13 protein-coding genes are annotated in these 15,503 nt (G+C 65.5%); 6 read left to right on the top strand and 7 right to left on the bottom strand.

Features of this window, described 5'->3' with window-relative positions:
• Positions 1-127: 127 nt before the first annotated feature.
• From J2Y63_RS18170 to J2Y63_RS18160, 3 genes are all read left to right on the top strand, one after another.
• On the top strand, positions 128-2,428 hold the full coding sequence (locus tag J2Y63_RS18170) for a putative bifunctional diguanylate cyclase/phosphodiesterase (protein WP_435267233.1): 2,301 nt from the start codon (positions 128-130) through the stop codon (positions 2,426-2,428).
• A 63-nt stretch (positions 2,429-2,491) separates the two neighbouring features.
• Entirely contained in the window at positions 2,492-2,938 is a 447-nt protein-coding gene (locus J2Y63_RS18165; RefSeq protein ID WP_435267232.1) for a MarR family winged helix-turn-helix transcriptional regulator, read from the top strand.
• 220 nt (positions 2,939-3,158) lie between these two features.
• Positions 3,159-4,169 carry a ligase-associated DNA damage response exonuclease gene (locus J2Y63_RS18160; RefSeq protein ID WP_435267491.1) on the top strand — a complete coding sequence of 337 codons (1,011 nt, stop codon included), beginning with the start codon at positions 3,159-3,161 and terminating at the stop codon, positions 4,167-4,169.
• 26 nt (positions 4,170-4,195) lie between these two features.
• On the opposite strand, the gene J2Y63_RS18155 is transcribed toward J2Y63_RS18160, so the two are convergent.
• A complete protein-coding gene (locus J2Y63_RS18155; protein WP_435267231.1) occupies positions 4,196-4,372 on the bottom strand; it encodes a hypothetical protein in 177 nt (58 codons plus the stop codon).
• Between the two features lie 50 nt (positions 4,373-4,422).
• Between J2Y63_RS18155 and J2Y63_RS18150 the strand changes: the two genes are divergently transcribed.
• The gene (locus J2Y63_RS18150) at positions 4,423-6,048 is read left to right on the top strand and encodes a cisplatin damage response ATP-dependent DNA ligase (protein ID WP_435267230.1); all 1,626 of its coding nucleotides are present in this window, start codon (positions 4,423-4,425) and stop codon (positions 6,046-6,048) included.
• A gap of 1 nt (position 6,049) precedes the next feature.
• On the opposite strand, the gene J2Y63_RS18145 is transcribed toward J2Y63_RS18150, so the two are convergent.
• The 4 genes from J2Y63_RS18145 to J2Y63_RS18130 all read right to left on the bottom strand — a co-directional run bounded on the left by J2Y63_RS18145 (position 6,050) and on the right by J2Y63_RS18130 (position 11,147).
• Entirely contained in the window at positions 6,050-6,274 is a 225-nt protein-coding gene (locus J2Y63_RS18145) for a hypothetical protein (RefSeq protein ID WP_435267229.1), read from the bottom strand.
• Between the two features lie 70 nt (positions 6,275-6,344).
• A complete protein-coding gene (locus J2Y63_RS18140) occupies positions 6,345-7,304 on the bottom strand; it encodes a glutathione S-transferase family protein (RefSeq protein WP_435267228.1) in 960 nt (319 codons plus the stop codon).
• 92 nt (positions 7,305-7,396) lie between these two features.
• On the bottom strand, positions 7,397-9,529 hold the full coding sequence (scpA, locus tag J2Y63_RS18135) for a methylmalonyl-CoA mutase (RefSeq protein ID WP_435267227.1): 2,133 nt from the start codon (positions 9,527-9,529) through the stop codon (positions 7,397-7,399).
• A 229-nt stretch (positions 9,530-9,758) separates the two neighbouring features.
• Complete coding sequence (locus J2Y63_RS18130) at positions 9,759-11,147, bottom strand: methylmalonyl-CoA mutase family protein (RefSeq protein ID WP_435267226.1); 1,389 nt, start codon at positions 11,145-11,147, stop codon at positions 9,759-9,761.
• Positions 11,148-11,485: 338 nt separating this feature from the next.
• Here J2Y63_RS18130 and J2Y63_RS18125 point away from each other — a divergent pair, with 338 nt between their 5' ends.
• Positions 11,486-12,262, top strand: a complete 777-nt coding sequence (locus tag J2Y63_RS18125) for a L,D-transpeptidase (protein WP_256118717.1) — start codon at positions 11,486-11,488, stop codon at positions 12,260-12,262.
• Positions 12,263-12,406: 144 nt separating this feature from the next.
• On the opposite strand, the gene purN is transcribed toward J2Y63_RS18125, so the two are convergent.
• Both purN and purM read right to left on the bottom strand, forming a co-directional pair.
• Positions 12,407-13,075, bottom strand: a complete 669-nt coding sequence (gene purN, locus J2Y63_RS18120) for a phosphoribosylglycinamide formyltransferase (RefSeq protein ID WP_435267225.1) — start codon at positions 13,073-13,075, stop codon at positions 12,407-12,409.
• Positions 13,072-14,145, bottom strand: coding sequence for a phosphoribosylformylglycinamidine cyclo-ligase (gene purM, locus J2Y63_RS18115; protein ID WP_435267224.1), 1,074 nt, complete (start codon positions 14,143-14,145; stop codon positions 13,072-13,074). Before purM ends, purN begins: the two co-directional genes overlap by 4 nt.
• A 196-nt stretch (positions 14,146-14,341) precedes the next feature.
• Between purM and J2Y63_RS18110 the strand changes: the two genes are divergently transcribed.
• On the top strand, positions 14,342-15,499 hold the full coding sequence (locus tag J2Y63_RS18110; RefSeq protein ID WP_435267490.1) for an AI-2E family transporter: 1,158 nt from the start codon (positions 14,342-14,344) through the stop codon (positions 15,497-15,499).
• Positions 15,500-15,503 lie beyond the last annotated feature (4 nt).

Here is a 15,503-nt window from a genome sequence, read left to right as displayed (position 1 = left end):
CGCATTGGCAGCATTTCGCTGGTTTCCTTTAGGGTTGGATAACGACTTGGCATGTACCTTTGGGTGTTACCGGGAAGAGGCGGCGGCCGGCAGTGTCCTTCCTTGCGTTTGAAAATTGCAGGGGTTCATGTCGACGAAACTGTCCCACCTTGGCAACGACGACGCCGACGCGACGGCGCGATTGATGTCCGCCAGCGAGCGCCTGATGAGCGAGGCAGCACGGCTGTTCCCGCTTGCCGCCGCGCAGAACGAGCGCACGATCTGGCTGGAGGCCATGATCGACGAGGTGCCGGACTATCTCTACTTCAAGGACAGCAACTGCCGCTTCGTCGTCGCCAACCGGGCGATCGTCAAGGACAATTACCGCGAAGGGCTGGAAAGCCTCGAAGGCATGTCCGATTTCGATATCCACCCCGAACATGTCGCCCGCGGCTTCTTCGAGACGGAGCAAGAGATCATCCGTTCCGGCCGGCCGATGCTCGACATGGAAGAGCTGATCCGCGATTCCCGCGGCAATCTCAAATGGCTTTTGACCTCCAAGCTTCCGGTACGCAACGGCGCGGGCGAGGTGATCGGCATCGTCGGCATCGCGCGCGACATCACCGAGCGCAAGCGCTCCGAGAGCCTGCATGTCGGCCAGGCGCATCTCCTCAAGATGATCGCGCTCGGCGCGCCACTGGTCGAGGTGTTTTCCTCGCTGATCCTGCTGATCGAGGCGCATGTCTCCGAGGTCACCGGCTCGATCCTGATGCTGGCGCCCGACGGCAAGCACATCGTCAATGGTGCTGCGCCCAATCTTGACCCCGCCTATTGCCGGCTGATCGAGGGCGCCGAGATCGGCCCGGCCATGGGCTCTTGCGGCACCGCCATGTGGCGCGGCGAACCCGTCATCGTGTCCGATATCGCGGCCGATCCGCTGTGGGACGATTATCGCGCGCTTGTCGCACCCTATGGTTTTCGCGCCTGTTGGTCCGCGCCGATCCGCTCTTATCAAGGCAAGGTGCTCGGATCCTTCGCGCTCTATTCCCGCACGCCGGGCGAGCCTTCCGCCGAGTGCATGAAGCTCGTCGGCATGGCGACCCACATTGCCGGCATCGCCATCGAGCGCAAGGAGGCCGAAGACAGCATCCAGTTCATGGCGCATCACGACACGCTGACCGGCCTGCCGAACCGCAGCATGCTCGACGAGCGCGTCGCCTCGGCCATCGAGGCGGCGGATGAGCGCGGCGGCACCATGACGCTCGCTTTCCTCGACCTCGACAATTTCAAGCTGGTCAATGACAGTCTCGGCCATCATGCCGGCGACGCGCTGCTGAAGATCGTCGCCGCGCGCATGCTGGCTTGCGTGCGTGCCAGCGACAGTATCGTGCGCCTTGGCGGTGATGAATTCGTCGTGCTGATCAACGGCGCACCGCGCAAGGGCGAGACGGTGGAAGACCGGCTGCGCGCCGTGCGCGAGGCGGTTGCCGAGCCGGTCGAGATCGAGGGCCGCTCGTTCCAGGTCACCTGCAGCATGGGCGTCGCCGCCTATCCGGAGCATGGCCGCAACGCCACCGAACTGCTCGCCCGCGCCGACGCCGCCATGTACCGCGCCAAGGAAATCGGCCGCGATGCCATGCAGGTCTTCACCGCCGAACTTGCCAACCGGGCGCATGAAAAGCTGGAACGGCAGGAGGAACTGCGCCGCGCGCTCGCCCAGCAGGAGCTTTTCCTGCAATACCAGCCGCAGATGGATCTCAAGACCGGCCGCATCTTCGCCGTCGAGGCGTTGATCCGCTGGCGACACCCGGACCGCGGCCTCGTGGGGCCTGGCGATTTCATTCCGCTGGCGGAAGAAACCGGCCTGATTGGCCCGATCGGTGACTGGACGCTGCGCGCCGCCTGCCGGCAGAACAAGGCCTGGCAGGTTTCCGGCCTGCCGCCCATCGTCGTCAGCGTCAACGTCTCGGCCCGCCAGTTCCAGGAAAAGGACTGGGTCGAGCGCGTGGCCGCGGCCCTTGAGGAAAGCGGGCTGGAAGCGCGCTACCTGGAACTGGAACTCACCGAAAGCCTGATCATGGAGGACGTGCAGCAGGCGGTCGCCACCATGCTTCGGCTGGAACAGCTTGGCGTGACGCTGGCCATCGACGATTTCGGCACCGGCTATTCGAGCCTCGCCTCGCTGAAGCGCTTCCCGGTCGGCCGTCTGAAGATCGACCGCTCCTTCGTGCAGGACCTGCCGGACGACGGCGACGATGCGGCAATCGCCCGCGCCGTCATCTCGCTCGCCCATTCGCTGCAACTGCGCGTCATCGCCGAAGGCGTGGAAACCCGCGAGCAGATGGAATTTTTGCGCGAGGCCGGCTGCGACGAGATCCAGGGCTATTACCTCAGCCGTCCCATCGACGCCCGCGCGCTTCAAGCGATTCTGTGCATCCCGAATCTCTGATATTCACCGCGGTGCGGGCGGTCAGGTCTTGACATTGTTACGTTGATATCAACAGTAAGAATCATGCTTGATGACGTGCTGATTCCCTACGAGACGACGCTTTTCGTGCGTGACAACTGCCTGTGCCTGCATGTGCAGCGCGCCGCGCGCGCCCTTGCGCGGCGTTTCGACGATGCGCTGCGCCCGCATGGCCTCACCAACGGCCAGTTCTCGCTGCTGATGGCGCTGAATCGCCCCGAGCCGCCACCGATGGGGCCGGTCGCGTCACTGCTCGCCATGGACCGCACCACACTTACCGCCGCGCTGAAGCCGCTCGAACGCCGTGGCCTCGTGAAGGTCGAGGCCGACCCGCGCGACCGCCGCGGCCGGCTGCTGCGGCTGACGGTGGAAGGCCGCCGCCTGCTGACCCAGGCCTTTCCGACCTGGAAGGAAACGCATGCCAAGGTCGACCAGCAACTCTCCGCCGTCGACATGACCGCATTGCGCGCCGGCATGCTGGCGCTCGCCTGAGCGATGTGTCCTCGGGTCGAGCCCGAGGATGACGGAAGAGAAGAGCTGATCGGTTGACGAGAGCACCTTTGCAGCATGCCGCGTCGGTCGATGGTCCTGCGGCTTCTCCTCCCCACCGTCATCCTCGGGCTCGACCCGAGGATCCACCGGCACGGCACGCCCGCCCGGCATCGCCTCGCCCCCACTGGCAGAGCGCGTGAAAGCCACTATCTTCCCTGACATGAAGCCCGACCAACTGCTCAAACCGGCGCCCGCCGGCCTCTATTGCCCCGCCGGCGATTTCTACATCGATCCCGTCCGCCCCGTGGCGAGGGCGCTCATCACCCATGGCCATTCCGACCATGCCCGCGCCGGCCACGGCGCGGTGCTGGCGACGCGCGAGACGCTCGACATCATGGAAATCCGCTATGGCGAGGATTTCTGCGGCTCCTCGCAGGCCGCCGCCTTCGGCGAGCGCATCGATCTCAACGGCGTCACCGTCTCCTTCCACCCCGCCGGCCATGTGCTCGGCTCGGCGCAGATCGCGGTGGAGAAGGACGGCCTGCGCATCGTCGCGTCGGGAGATTACAAGCGCGGCGCCGACCCGACCTGCGCGGCCTACGAGCCGGTGCCCTGCGACGTGTTCATCACCGAGGCGACCTTCGGCCTGCCGGTCTTCCACCACCCGGAGCCCAAGGCCGAGATGGGCAAGCTGCTGACTTCGCTCAAACAATTCCCTGAGCGCAGCCACCTCGTCGGCGCCTATTCGCTGGGCAAGTCGCAGCGCGTCATCCGGCTCCTGCGCGATTGCGGCTATGATGCGCCAATCTACATCCACGGCTCGCTGGCGCGGCTCTGCGACTATTATGTCAGCCGCGGCATCGATCTCGGCGACCTGCGGCCGGCCACGCTGGAAAAGGGCGACCCGACCGATTTCCGCGGCGCCGTCATCGTCGGCCCGCCCTCCGCCTTCGCCGACCGCTGGGCGCGCCGCTTCAACGAACCGCTCATCGCCTTTGCCTCCGGCTGGATGATGGTGCGCCAGCGCGCCAAGCAGGGCGGCGTCGAACTGCCGCTCGTCATCTCCGACCATTGCGACTGGCCGGAACTCACCGAAACGATCCGCGAACTGGCGCCAAGCGAGGTCTGGGTAACGCACGGTCGCGAGGAGGCGCTGGTGCGCTGGTGCGAACTCGCCGGCGTACCGGCGCGGCCGTTGCATCTGGTGGGCTATGAGGATGAGGGGGATTGATGCGCGAGGATTTGCACGCCCCGATGTCAATGGAACATCAAAAGCCGGATATGCAGCGCGCCCACCGCGAGGCCGGCGAACGCGCCGACCGGCGCGAACAGGATCGCGCCCAATATACCCGCCAGTTCGTAGCCACCCCAGATGCCCAGGATGAGACCGGCTGTGCTGAGGATGGTGTTGATGATGTTGTGCAACTTGCCCATGATGAAAGACGTGGGAAGCCGGGGCTCGCGCAACAAGGGGGAGGGGTTTCGTGAGAGCCTTCGCAACCCTCCTCGACCGCCTGGTCCTCACCCCCTCGCGCAACGGCAAGCTCAAACTCCTCGCCGACTATTTTCGGGACACGCCGGACCCCGACAGGGGCTACGGCCTTGCGGCAATCGCCGGCACGCTGGACCTGAAGAGCGTCAAGCCGGCGCTGCTGCGTGAACTCGTGCTGGAGCGCATGGATGAGGTGCTGTTCCGCTATTCCTACGACTATGTCGGCGATCTCGCGGAAACCATCGCGCTCGTCTGGGACCAGGAGCGCAAGGAGCGCGTGCCGGACGAGGCGCAGCCGCGGCTGAGCGCCGTCGTCACCCGCATGAACGCACTCGGCCATACGGAGGTGCGCGGTGCCGTGCGCGATCTGCTGGAACAACTCGATCCCTCCGCCCGCTTCGCCTTCCTCAAACTCGCGACCGGCGGCCTTCGCATCGGCGTCTCCGCGCGGCTCGCCAAGCAGGCGCTCGCCGATTTCTCCGGCAAGGACATCACTGAGATCGAGACGCTGTGGCACGGCATCTCGCCGCCCTACGAGCCGCTCTTCGCCTGGCTGGAGGGTCGCGCCGACCGCCCGGTGCTGGCGACGCCGGCGATCTTCCATTCCGTCATGCTTGCCAATCCGGTGGGCGAGGGCGATCTCGACAATCTCGACCCCGCCGATTTCGCCGCCGAATGGAAATGGGACGGCATTCGTGTGCAGATGTCCTCCGCAGGCACGACGCGCCGCCTCTATTCCCGCTCCGGCGACGATATTTCCGTGGCCTTCCCGGACGTGCTGGACGCAATCAACTTCGAGGGTGTGGTCGATGGCGAACTGCTGGTCGGCGGCACCGCGCGCATGAACAGCCCGACGCGCACCTTCTCCGATCTCCAGCAGCGCCTGAACCGCAAGACCGTCAACACCAAGATGCTGGACGACTTCCCCGCCTTCGTGCGCGCCTACGACGTGCTGTTCGACGGCGAGGCGGATGTGCGCCCTGAACCCTTCACCGCCCGTCGCGCCCGCCTCGGCCACCTCATCGAAAAGGCGCCGCACGACCGCTTCGACCTGTCGCCGCTCGTGCCCTTCGCCACCTGGGAGGAGCTGGAAACCATCCGCCGCGAGCCGCCCGATCCGGTCATAGAAGGCGTGATGATCAAGCGCCTCGACAGCCCCTATCAGGCCGGCCGCATGAAAGGGCCGTGGTTCAAGTGGAAGCGCGACCCCTACAATGTCGACGCGGTGATGATGTATGCCCAGCGCGGCCACGGCAAACGGTCAAGCTACTATTCCGATTTCACCTTCGGTGTGTGGACCGCCGGCCCGGAGGGCGACATGCTGGTGCCCGTCGGAAAAGCCTATTTCGGCTTCACCGATGCCGAGCTGGAAGTGCTCGACCGCTTCGTGCGCAACAACACGACCGACCGTTTCGGCCCGGTGCGCGCCGTGCGCGCCGAACCCGCCTACGGCTTCGTGCTGGAAGTCGCCTTCGAGGGCATCAACCGCTCCACCCGCCACAAATCCGGCGTCGCCATGCGTTTCCCTCGCATCGCACGGCTAAGGCAGGACAAGCTGCCGGCGGATGCCGACCGGTTGGAAACACTGATGGCGATGGTGGAGGCGAAGGAGGCCTGACCTATCGCGCGCGGAACCAGGCGACCAGTTTCCACGTCGCGATCAGCGCCGAGACGATGAGGATGGCGAAGGAGGCAAGGGTGGCTGTCAACAAGACGCTGCCATAGCCGGCCACAGGGTCGTTACACTGGAAACCACCGAAGCCGAAGGCGCAATGACGCTCGGAGAGCATGCTGGACAGCGCGAGAACGACAGCCGAGACGACTGCCGCCAAAAGGCTTGCCAAGGGGAATGGCCGTGCTCTCATCGGCGCCGACCATTCCGTAACCCGCCCCCGTCGTCAAGGCGTGGCGGGGTTAAAACCCCAGCGCCGAGAGGTCCGGCCCGACCGGCACGATGCGGTTCGGGTTCAGCGACTTGATCGAATAATAGCCGTGTTTGATATGGTCGATGCTGACCGTCACACGCACGCCCGGCAGGTCCAGCACCCGCTTCGTATAGGCCGAGAGCGCCGGATAGTCCACGATGCGCTGGCGGTTGCATTTGAACAGGCCGTAATAGGCGGCGTCGAAGCGGATGAGGGTGACGAAGAGGCGGATATCCGCTTCGGTGAAGGTCGCGCCCGCGAGGAACGGCCCGCCGGCGGAAAGCCGCGCTTCCAACTCGTCCAGCATGGCGAAGACGCCTTGGAAGGCTTCCTCGTAGGCGACCTGCGTGGTGGCGAAGCCGGCGCGGTAGACGCCGTTGTTGAGCGCCGGGTAGATGCGCTCGTTCAGCGCGTCTATCTCGCTGCGCAACGCTTCCGGGTAGAGGTCAACGCTCTCGTCCGCCAGGGCGCCAAAACCGCTGTTCAGCATGCGCACGATGTCGGCGGATTCGTTGTTGACGATGGTCTTGCGTTGCTTATCCCAGAGTACCGGAACCGTGGCACGGCCGGTAAAGCTGGCGTCGGCACTCGTGTAGATCTCGTGCATGTAGGTCGCGCCGTTCAGGTCGTCGCGGTTGGCGCCGGGATAGTCGCCGAAGCGCCAGCCCTGCTCGGAAAGCGCGGGCTCGACGATGGAGACGGAGATGACGTCCTCCAGCTTCTTCAGTTTTCGCGTGATCAGCGTGCGCGAGGCCCAGGGGCAGATCAGGGCGACATAGAGGTGGTAGCGCCCGCTTGCGGCCTCGAAACCGCCTTCGCCGCTCGGCCCGGCGCTGCCGTCCGGTGTCACCCAGTTGCGAAAGCTCGAAACCTGCCGCACGAAGCCGCCCTTGGCGTCCGTCGCCTGCACGGGCTGCCAATCTTCCGCCCATTTGCCGTTGACCAGCATCGCGTCACCTCGTTCCGGTTCAAGTTGACCCGACCTATCGCCCGCGCACGAAAACGGCAATTCCGCCGCCGATTGACACAGCGTTCACAAACTCACGCGAGCAGCCGGTCGATCAATGCCGAAGCGGCATCCGCAATCACTGTTCCAGGCGGGAAGATCGCATCGGCGCCGGCCTGTTCCAGTGCGGGAAAATCCTGCGGCGGGATGACGCCGCCGACCGCAATCAGCATGTCGCACGCGCCGCGCTTGACGAGGGCGGCCTTCAGTTCCGGCACCAGCGTCAGGTGCCCGGCGGCGAGCGACGAGGCGCCGACGATATGCGCGCCCTCGCGGATGGCGAGTTCCGCCACCTCTTCCGGCGTCTGGAACATCGCCCCGACGATGACATTGAAGCCGAGATCGGCAAAGGCGGTGGCGATGACCTTCTGGCCGCGATCGTGCCCGTCCTGTCCCATCTTGGCGACGAGGATGGAGGGTTTTTCGCGCCGCAGCGTCTCGAAGGCCGCGACCTTGTCGACGGCGGTGTTGAAGGCCCGGTCGTTGGCGCCCATCTCCTTGCGGTAGACGCCGGAAATCGTGCGCACCTCCGCGACGTGGCGGCCGAACGCCTTTTCCAGCGCATAGGCGATCTCGCCGACCGTCGCCCGGGCGCGGGCCGCCTTCACGGCGAATTCCAGCAGGTTGCCGTCGCCGCTTTTCGCCACGTCGGTCAGGGCATCGAGCGCGCTTTCGGCGGCGGCGGTGTCGCGCGTGCCCTTCAATTGCTGGAGTTTGGAGAGCTGGCGGGCGCGCACCTCGGAATTATCAACCTTCAGCACGTCCACCTCGATGTCGCGCTCGGGCCGCGAGAAATTGACGCCGACGACGGTCTGCTGGCCCGAGTCGATGCGCGCCTGCGTGCGGGCGGCGGCCTCCTCGATGCGCAGCTTCGGAATGCCCTTCTCGATCGCCTTCGCCATGCCGCCGAACGCCTCCACCTCCTCGATATGGGAGAGAGCGCGCGCGGCGAGGTCGTGCGTCAGCCGCTCCACATAGGCCGAGCCGCCCCAGGGATCGATGATGCGCGTCGTGCCGCTTTCCTTCTGCAGCAGGATCTGCGTGTTGCGGGCGATGCGGGCGGAATGGTCGGTCGGCAGCGCCAGCGCCTCGTCGAAGGAATTGGTGTGCAGCGATTGCGTATGCCCCTGCGTCGCCGCCATCGCCTCCACCATGGTGCGCATCACATTGTTCATCGGGTCCTGCGCGGTCAGCGACCATCCGGAGGTCTGGCAATGGGTGCGCAGCGCCAGCGACCGGGTATCCTTCGGCGCGAAATTCGTCTTCATCAGCGCCGCCCAGATCAGGCGCGCGGCGCGCATCTTAGCGACTTCCATGAAGAAATTCATGCCGATCGCCCAGAAGAAGGAGAGGCGGGGCGCGAAGGTGTCGATGTCGAGCCCGGCGGCGACACCGGCCCGGGCATATTCGATGCCGTCGGCGATGGTGTAGGCGAGCTCCAGGTCCGCCGTGGCTCCCGCCTCCTGCATGTGGTAGCCGGAAATCGAGATGGAGTTGAACTTCGGCATGCGCCGGCTGGTATAGCTGAAAATGTCGGAGATGATCCGCATCGAGGGCTGCGGCGGGTAGATATAGGTGTTGCGGACCATGAACTCCTTCAAAATGTCGTTCTGGATGGTCCCGGACAGCTTGTCCTCCGAAACGCCCTGCTCCTCCGCTGCAACGATGAACAGCGCCATGATCGGCAGCACCGCGCCGTTCATGGTCATGGAGACACTCATCTGATCGAGCGGAATGCCGTCGAAGAGCTGCCGCATGTCAAAAATGGAATCGATCGCCACCCCCGCCATGCCGACATCGCCGGCGACGCGCGGATGGTCGCTGTCATAACCGCGATGGGTGGCGAGGTCGAAGGCGACGGAGAGGCCCTTCTGGCCGGACGCGAGGTTGCGCCGGTAGAAGGCGTTCGATTCCTCCGCCGTCGAGAAGCCGGCATATTGCCGGATCGTCCAGGGCTGCTGGACATACATGGTGGGGTAGGGGCCGCGCAGATAGGGTGCCGCGCCCGGCCAGGTGTCGAGATAGGAAAGGCCGGCCAGGTCCGCCTCGCCATAGGCACCCGCGACGGTGATGCCCTCCGGGGTGTGCCAGGCGGCCTCGCCGGTGGGGGCGGTGGGGGCGGTCGGCTTCGACCAGGCGATGGCGGAGAAATCGGGGATCCGGCTCATGCGGCGGCTCCTGCGGTGCGGCTTTGCGGGTGCGCCATGGAGAAGGCACGTGTTGTCGCTGCACCCCCCTCTGCCCTGCCGGGCATCTCCCCCTCAAGGGGGGAGATTGGATGGGGCAGCGTTCCGCCCACACACAACGCTTCGGTAAGAGCGATGCCGTCACGTCTAGCTGATCTCCCCCCTTGAGGGGGAGATGCCCGGCAGGGCAGAGGGGGGTAAGCCACGCGCATCACACCACCACCTCCGCCAGATCGGCCAGCAGCACCGGCGAAAGCCCGCCCGATGATGCCGGCGCGCTCAGCGCTCCCAGCACCGTGAACACCCGCTCCTGCTTCAGTGGAAATAGTGTCGTCCCGACAATCGGCTTCGCCACGCGTGCAGCCTTGGAAGCCTCTACCAGCCCCTTCACCACCCCCGACGCAACCGCAGCCGAAAGCCCGCCCCGCCTCTCGATATCCGCAAACAGCTCCCACGCCTTCTCCGCCAACCCATCCGTCAAAGCCTCAATCCCGCCAGCCCCCGCAGCCGGGTCGGCGACGTGGGCGAGGTTGCTTTCGGTGATCAGCACCACCTGCGTGTTGCGCGCGATGCGCCGGGCGAAGGGGTCCGGCACGCCGAGCGTCAGCGTGTGCGGCAGCACGGTGATTTCGTCCGCACCCGCGGTGCCGGCGGCAAAGACCGCGATGGTGTTGCGCAGGATGTTGGTCTCCGGATCGCGCCGTGTCAGCATGCGCCAGCTCGTCTCGGCATGGATGTGTGCGGGCCTCGGTGCAGAGATGCCGCAGGCTTCCTGCATCTTCGCGTGGATCAGCCGCGCGGCACGGAATTTCGCGGTGGTGAGGAACTGGTCCTGATCGGCGGCAAGCGACAGCGAGGTCGCGGCGAAGGTCGTTTCGGGCGCGATGCCCGCGGCGTCAAGCAGGCGGAGATTTTCCGCGAGCGCCGCCGCGACGATGGCGAGTTCCAGCGCTTCTCCTGCCCCGGCATTGTGCGCCAGCCGGCCGTCGGCATTCAAGACCGTTCCGGAAAAGCCGAAGTCGATCAAGGCCTTGGCGGCAGCGGCGGAATCTCCTGTTTCAGGTGAGGAAGAGCTGAACGGATCGAGCCCGAAATGCACCGGCGCACCACGCGCCCCCGCATCGTCGAGCGCGCGGGCAAGGGTTGCGGCAAGCGCACGGTTGGCGAAGCCGGCTTCGAGGCGCAGCGAAAAGGGTGCCGCGGCACGAGAGGCGGCAGTCTTGCGGAAGGCGGTTTCGCTGTCGGCGCGGATGCCCGTGCCGTGCGCGGCGGCGCTGCCGGCGAAGACCAGCGAAATGCCGGTCGCGCCGTTTTCGAGATCGTCGGCCATCTGCGCGCGGGCGCGGGTTAGGTCCGCGTCGTCACGGCGCTGGTTGACGGTCCAGGCATCGCCGGCATGCGGGGTGGCGGCGTGGTTGTGGGCGAGCGGCAGAGCGCCTTGCCGGCGGGCATGGATCGGCCGGATTTCGAGGCCCTCGTCGGTGCGGGAGACGAGCGTCGCCTCGAAATCGGCACCCTTCAGCGCCTTTTCCGCAAGCTTGCGCCAGGCCGCCTCGTCGGTGGGCGCAAAGCCCGCTTCCTTCAAGATGCTCGAGTCCATCCCGTCGCGCACTCCCCTGTCCCGGCATTCCTATCCATCGGGGATACAGCGTAAAGCGCCACTTTGGTAGAGTGGCGGCAAGCCACAGTCGGCAAGAAAACAACGCGCGTAAGCCTGAGGTCAGCCGCAATTGCCACAATTGGGGCAGGGTTGTGGACCTAATTGGCATTTCGTTAGTTAGTGATTCAGCCTCTCGCTCCATTCTAGAGTTTGTCAGGGAAAAGTGGAATCCGGTTTTCCCGGAAAGACAAACGAAAACAAAGAAATCGATAGTCTGTCAGGTTCAGTGTGAACCTGACAGACTATCGGCTTCCGCAAAACGGATATCGACGCCCCCCATGACCGACACCGCGCTTTCCCGCCGCCGCTTCCTGCAGTTCTCCGGCCTTGCCATGGCGACGGGTCTCGCCGGCTGCACCTCCTCCATGAATACGGACCGTTTCCGCGAGGAGACGCGGCCCTATTTCCGTAATCCCGCGCTGGAAGGCCGTCCGGAATATATCGACGGCAGGGGGCCCATCAGCATTTACGGCCAGACGCCGCCCTCGGGCCTGCTGCCCGAATCCTCGCGCTACGCCTCGATTTACGCTTCGGTTTCGGATGGCGGCTACCAGGTGCCGGCGGTGCCCTACCAGCAGATCGACCCGCGCTTCTACCGCCAGGAGGTCGAGAGCCCGTTTGCCGAAAAGCCGGGCACGATCATCGTCGATACGGGCAACCGCTTCCTCTATCTCATCCAGTCGAACGGCAGCGCCATGCGCTACGGCGTCGGCATCGGCCGGCAGGGTTTTGCCTGGTCGGGCCGCGGCGTCATCCAGTGGAAACAGGCCTGGCCGAAATGGACGCCGCCGGACGAGATGGTCGCGCGCCAGCCGGAACTCGTCAAATATTCCGGCGCCAACGGCGGCATGCCCGGCGGCCTCAACAACCCGCTCGGCGCGCGTGCCCTCTATATCTTCCAGAACGGCGAGGACACGCTCTACCGCCTGCACGGCTCGCCGGAATGGAAATCGATCGGCAAAGCCGTCTCATCGGGTTGCGTGCGCATGCTCAACCAGGACGTCATGGACCTCTACGACCGCGTGAAGGGCAAGGCGCCGATCCTCGTCATTTGAGCGCTGACACCGTCTCCCGCCAACCTCTCCTCCGTCATGGTCGGGCTTGACCCGACCATCCATGTTCCGGGCGCGGATGGATCCTCGGGTTAAACCCGAGGATGACGTTGGTGGGTGGGTAAAGGTCTGGGCCGAAAGAGGGCGTTAAACCGCCGCCGGCGAGATCAGATGTGCGCCGTCGATCTGTGGCAGGTCTCCGCTGGAGACGGTCTTGCCGCCCTCCATGCGCACCTTCCCCTCGGCGACGAGCCGCAGCGCTAGTGGATAGCTCCGGTGCTCGACGGTCAGCACGCGTCCGGCCAGCGTATCCGACGTATCGCCCGGCAGCACCGGCACGGCGGCCTGCACCACCACTGGACCCTCATCCATGCCCTCGGTCACGAAATGCACCGTGCAGCCGGCGATGCGCATGCCGGCGTCGATGGCGCGCTGGTGCGTGTGCAGGCCCGGGAAGAGCGGCAGCAGGGAGGGGTGGATGTTGAGGATGCGGCCTTCGTAGCGGTTGATGAAGGTGCCGGAAAGCAGGCGCATGTAGCCGGCGAGGCAGATGAGGTCCGGCGACAGCGCGTCGAGCGCCTCCAGGATGGCCGCCTCGTGGGCTTCCTTGCTCGAAAAATCCTTGCGCAGGAAGGCGCGGGCCGGGATGCCGAGCGCCTCGGCTTTCTGTAGCCCGCCGGCCTCCGCCTTGTCGGAGAAGACCGCGACGATCTGCGCCGGGAAGTCCGGGCTTTCCGCGGCTTTCGCGAGTGCCAGCATGTTGGAGCCGCCGCCCGAGATGAAGGCGACGACGCGCTTGCGTGCCGTCTGGCTCATAGGGCGAGCGTACCCTTGTAGATCGTGCCGGCGGCACCTTCCTCGCGGGCAACCATGCGGCCGAGGCGGAAGGCGGTCTCGCCTTCACGGGCCAGCACGGCGGCAACCTCGTCGGCCTTGTCGGCCGGCACCACGGCGATCATGCCGACGCCGCAGTTGAAGGTGCGCAGCATTTCCTTGGCTTCCACGCCGCCGGTGCGGGCAAGCCAGGAGAACACGGCCGGCGCCTTGACGGCGTCGAGGTCGATTTCGGCGGCAAGGTGCTTCGGCAGCACGCGCGGAATGTTTTCCGGAAAGCCGCCACCGGTAATATGCGCCAGCGCCTTGATCGAGCCGGTCTCGCGGATCGCCTTCAAGAGCGGCTTCACATAGATCTTGGTGGGCGTCAGCAACGCCTCGCCGAGGCTCTTGGACGCGTCGAACGGCGCCTCAGCGTCCCAGGCGAGGCCGGAGAGCGAGACGATCTTGCGCACCAGCGAATAGCCGTTGGAATGCACGCCGGAGGAGGCGAGGCCGAGGATGACGTCGCCTTCCGCGATGTCGCCGGCCGGCAGCAGCTTGCCGCGCTCGGCGGCACCCACGGCGAAGCCCGCGAGGTCGTAGTCGCCGTGCGAATACATGCCGGGCATTTCGGCGGTCTCGCCGCCGATCAGCGCACAGCCGGCCTGGCGGCAGCCTTCGGCAATGCCTTCGACGATCGCGGCGCCCTGGTCGGGATCGAGCTTGCCGGTGGCAAAGTAGTCGAGGAAAAAGAGCGGCTCGGCGCCCTGCACCACGAGATCGTTGACGCACATGGCGACGAGGTCGATGCCGACGGTGTCGTGGCGGTTGGCGTCGATGGCGATCTTCAGCTTCGTGCCGACGCCGTCGTTTGCGGCGACCAGCACCGGATCGGTAAAGCCTGCGGCCTTCAGGTCGAAGAGGCCGCCGAAGCCGCCGATCTCGCCATCCGCACCCGGGCGGCGTGTCGAGCGCACGGCCGGCTTGATCTTTTCCACCATCAGGTTGCCCGCGTCGATGTCGACGCCTGCATCGCTGTAGGTCAGACCGTTCTTTTCCGACTGGCTCATGGCTCTCGTCTCCGACTTCTCGCTGTTCGCGCCCGATTGGCATGATGGGCCGGCAAGTGCAAGCGCAATGCCGGGAAAACCGGGATTTTTTCACCGATTTACCCGTGATGCCGGCGCTTGCGGCCGCCGAGCCTTGACCTGTCTCCCACGGGCATCCTATCTCCTCTGCACCGAAGGAATAAAGGGAATGAGCGTTATGGCAGCCCATATCAGCGGCGCGGGATTGAAGCGGCAGGTGGTCTTCTGGCTCATCGCGCTCGGCTTCTTCGTGCTCTTCCTCATGGTGTTCAGCGATATCCTGCTGCCCTTCATCGCCGGCATGGCGCTCGCCTATTTCCTCGATCCGGTGGCCGACCGGCTGGAACGCTGGGGCCTGAGCCGCATGATGGCGACGGTGGTCATCCTCATCGTCTTCGTCATCCTGCTTGCGCTCTCGCTGATGATCATCATTCCGCTGCTGGCCACCCAGGCCGCGGATTTCTTTGAAAAGCTGCCGGGCTACATCACCAGCTTGCAAGCCCAGATCGCCGGCTTCAACCCGGATCTGCTGCCCTCCTGGATCAGCAGCCAGATGGACACGATCAAGGCGAACTTCTCCGCCATCCTCGCGGAAGGCGCGGGCCTGCTCGGCACCGTCATGAAGCAGGTGTGGAATTCGGGCATGGCGCTCGTCAACATCGCCTCGCTCTTCGTCATCACGCCGGTCGTCGCCTTCTACCTGCTGCTCGACTGGGACCGCATGATCGCCAAGGTGGATAGTTGGGTGCCGCGCGACCATGTCGCCAATGTGCGCCGACTCGCCTCGGAAATGAACGCCTCCGTCGCCGGCTTCGTGCGCGGGCAGGGCTCCATCTGTATCATCCTCGGCCTGTTCTACGGCATCGGCCTGTCCTTTGCGGGGCTCAATTTCGGCCTGCTGATCGGCCTCTTCGCCGGCCTCATCAGCTTCGTGCCCTATGTCGGCTCGCTGGTCGGCCTCACGCTGTCTGTCGGCGTGGCGCTGGTGCAGTTCTGGCCGGATTACTGGATGGTCATCCTCGTCGCCGGCATCTTCTTCGTCGGCCAGTTCATCGAGGGCAATATTTTGCAGCCGAAGCTCGTCGGCTCGCGCGTCGGCCTGCATCCGGTCTGGCTGATGTTCGCGCTGGTCGCCTTCGGCGCGCTGTTCGGCTTCGTCGGGCTGATGATCGCCGTGCCGGCCGCCGCCGCCGTCGGCGTGCTTGTCCGCTTCGGCCTGGAGCGCTACCTTGACAGCGACCTTTATCACGGCACCAGCAAGCCGGTTCTCCTGGAAGAGAGCATGCCGGACGATGGCGCGCCTTCCGCCCGAAAGCGCGTCAGAACAAAGAGTTAGTACC

Source organism: Shinella sp. BE166, assembly GCF_051201095.1.
GTDB classification, from domain to species: Bacteria; Pseudomonadota; Alphaproteobacteria; order Rhizobiales; family Rhizobiaceae; genus Shinella; species Shinella lacus.
Note: the sequence above shows the minus strand (reverse complement) of the source record. Positions and strands in the feature narration are given on the sequence as shown.

Bases quoted from the DNA above. Each gene is read 5' to 3' on its own strand.
- J2Y63_RS18170 (WP_435267233.1), top strand. From the start codon at position 128: ATGTCGACGAAACTGTCCCACCTTGGCAACGACGACGCCGACGCGACG.
- J2Y63_RS18165 (WP_435267232.1), top strand. From the start codon at position 2,492: ATGCTTGATGACGTGCTGATTCCCTACGAGACGACGCTTTTCGTGCGT.
- J2Y63_RS18160 (WP_435267491.1), top strand. From the start codon at position 3,159: ATGAAGCCCGACCAACTGCTCAAACCGGCGCCCGCCGGCCTCTATTGC.
- J2Y63_RS18155 (WP_435267231.1), bottom strand. From the start codon at position 4,372: ATGGGCAAGTTGCACAACATCATCAACACCATCCTCAGCACAGCCGGT.
- J2Y63_RS18140 (WP_435267228.1), bottom strand. From the start codon at position 7,304: ATGCTGGTCAACGGCAAATGGGCGGAAGATTGGCAGCCCGTGCAGGCG.
- scpA (WP_435267227.1), bottom strand. From the start codon at position 9,529: ATGAGCCGGATCCCCGATTTCTCCGCCATCGCCTGGTCGAAGCCGACC.
- J2Y63_RS18130 (WP_435267226.1), bottom strand. From the start codon at position 11,147: ATGGACTCGAGCATCTTGAAGGAAGCGGGCTTTGCGCCCACCGACGAG.
- J2Y63_RS18125 (WP_256118717.1), top strand. From the start codon at position 11,486: ATGACCGACACCGCGCTTTCCCGCCGCCGCTTCCTGCAGTTCTCCGGC.
- purN (WP_435267225.1), bottom strand. From the start codon at position 13,075: ATGAGCCAGACGGCACGCAAGCGCGTCGTCGCCTTCATCTCGGGCGGC.
- purM (WP_435267224.1), bottom strand. From the start codon at position 14,145: ATGAGCCAGTCGGAAAAGAACGGTCTGACCTACAGCGATGCAGGCGTC.
- J2Y63_RS18110 (WP_435267490.1), top strand. From the start codon at position 14,342: ATGGCAGCCCATATCAGCGGCGCGGGATTGAAGCGGCAGGTGGTCTTC.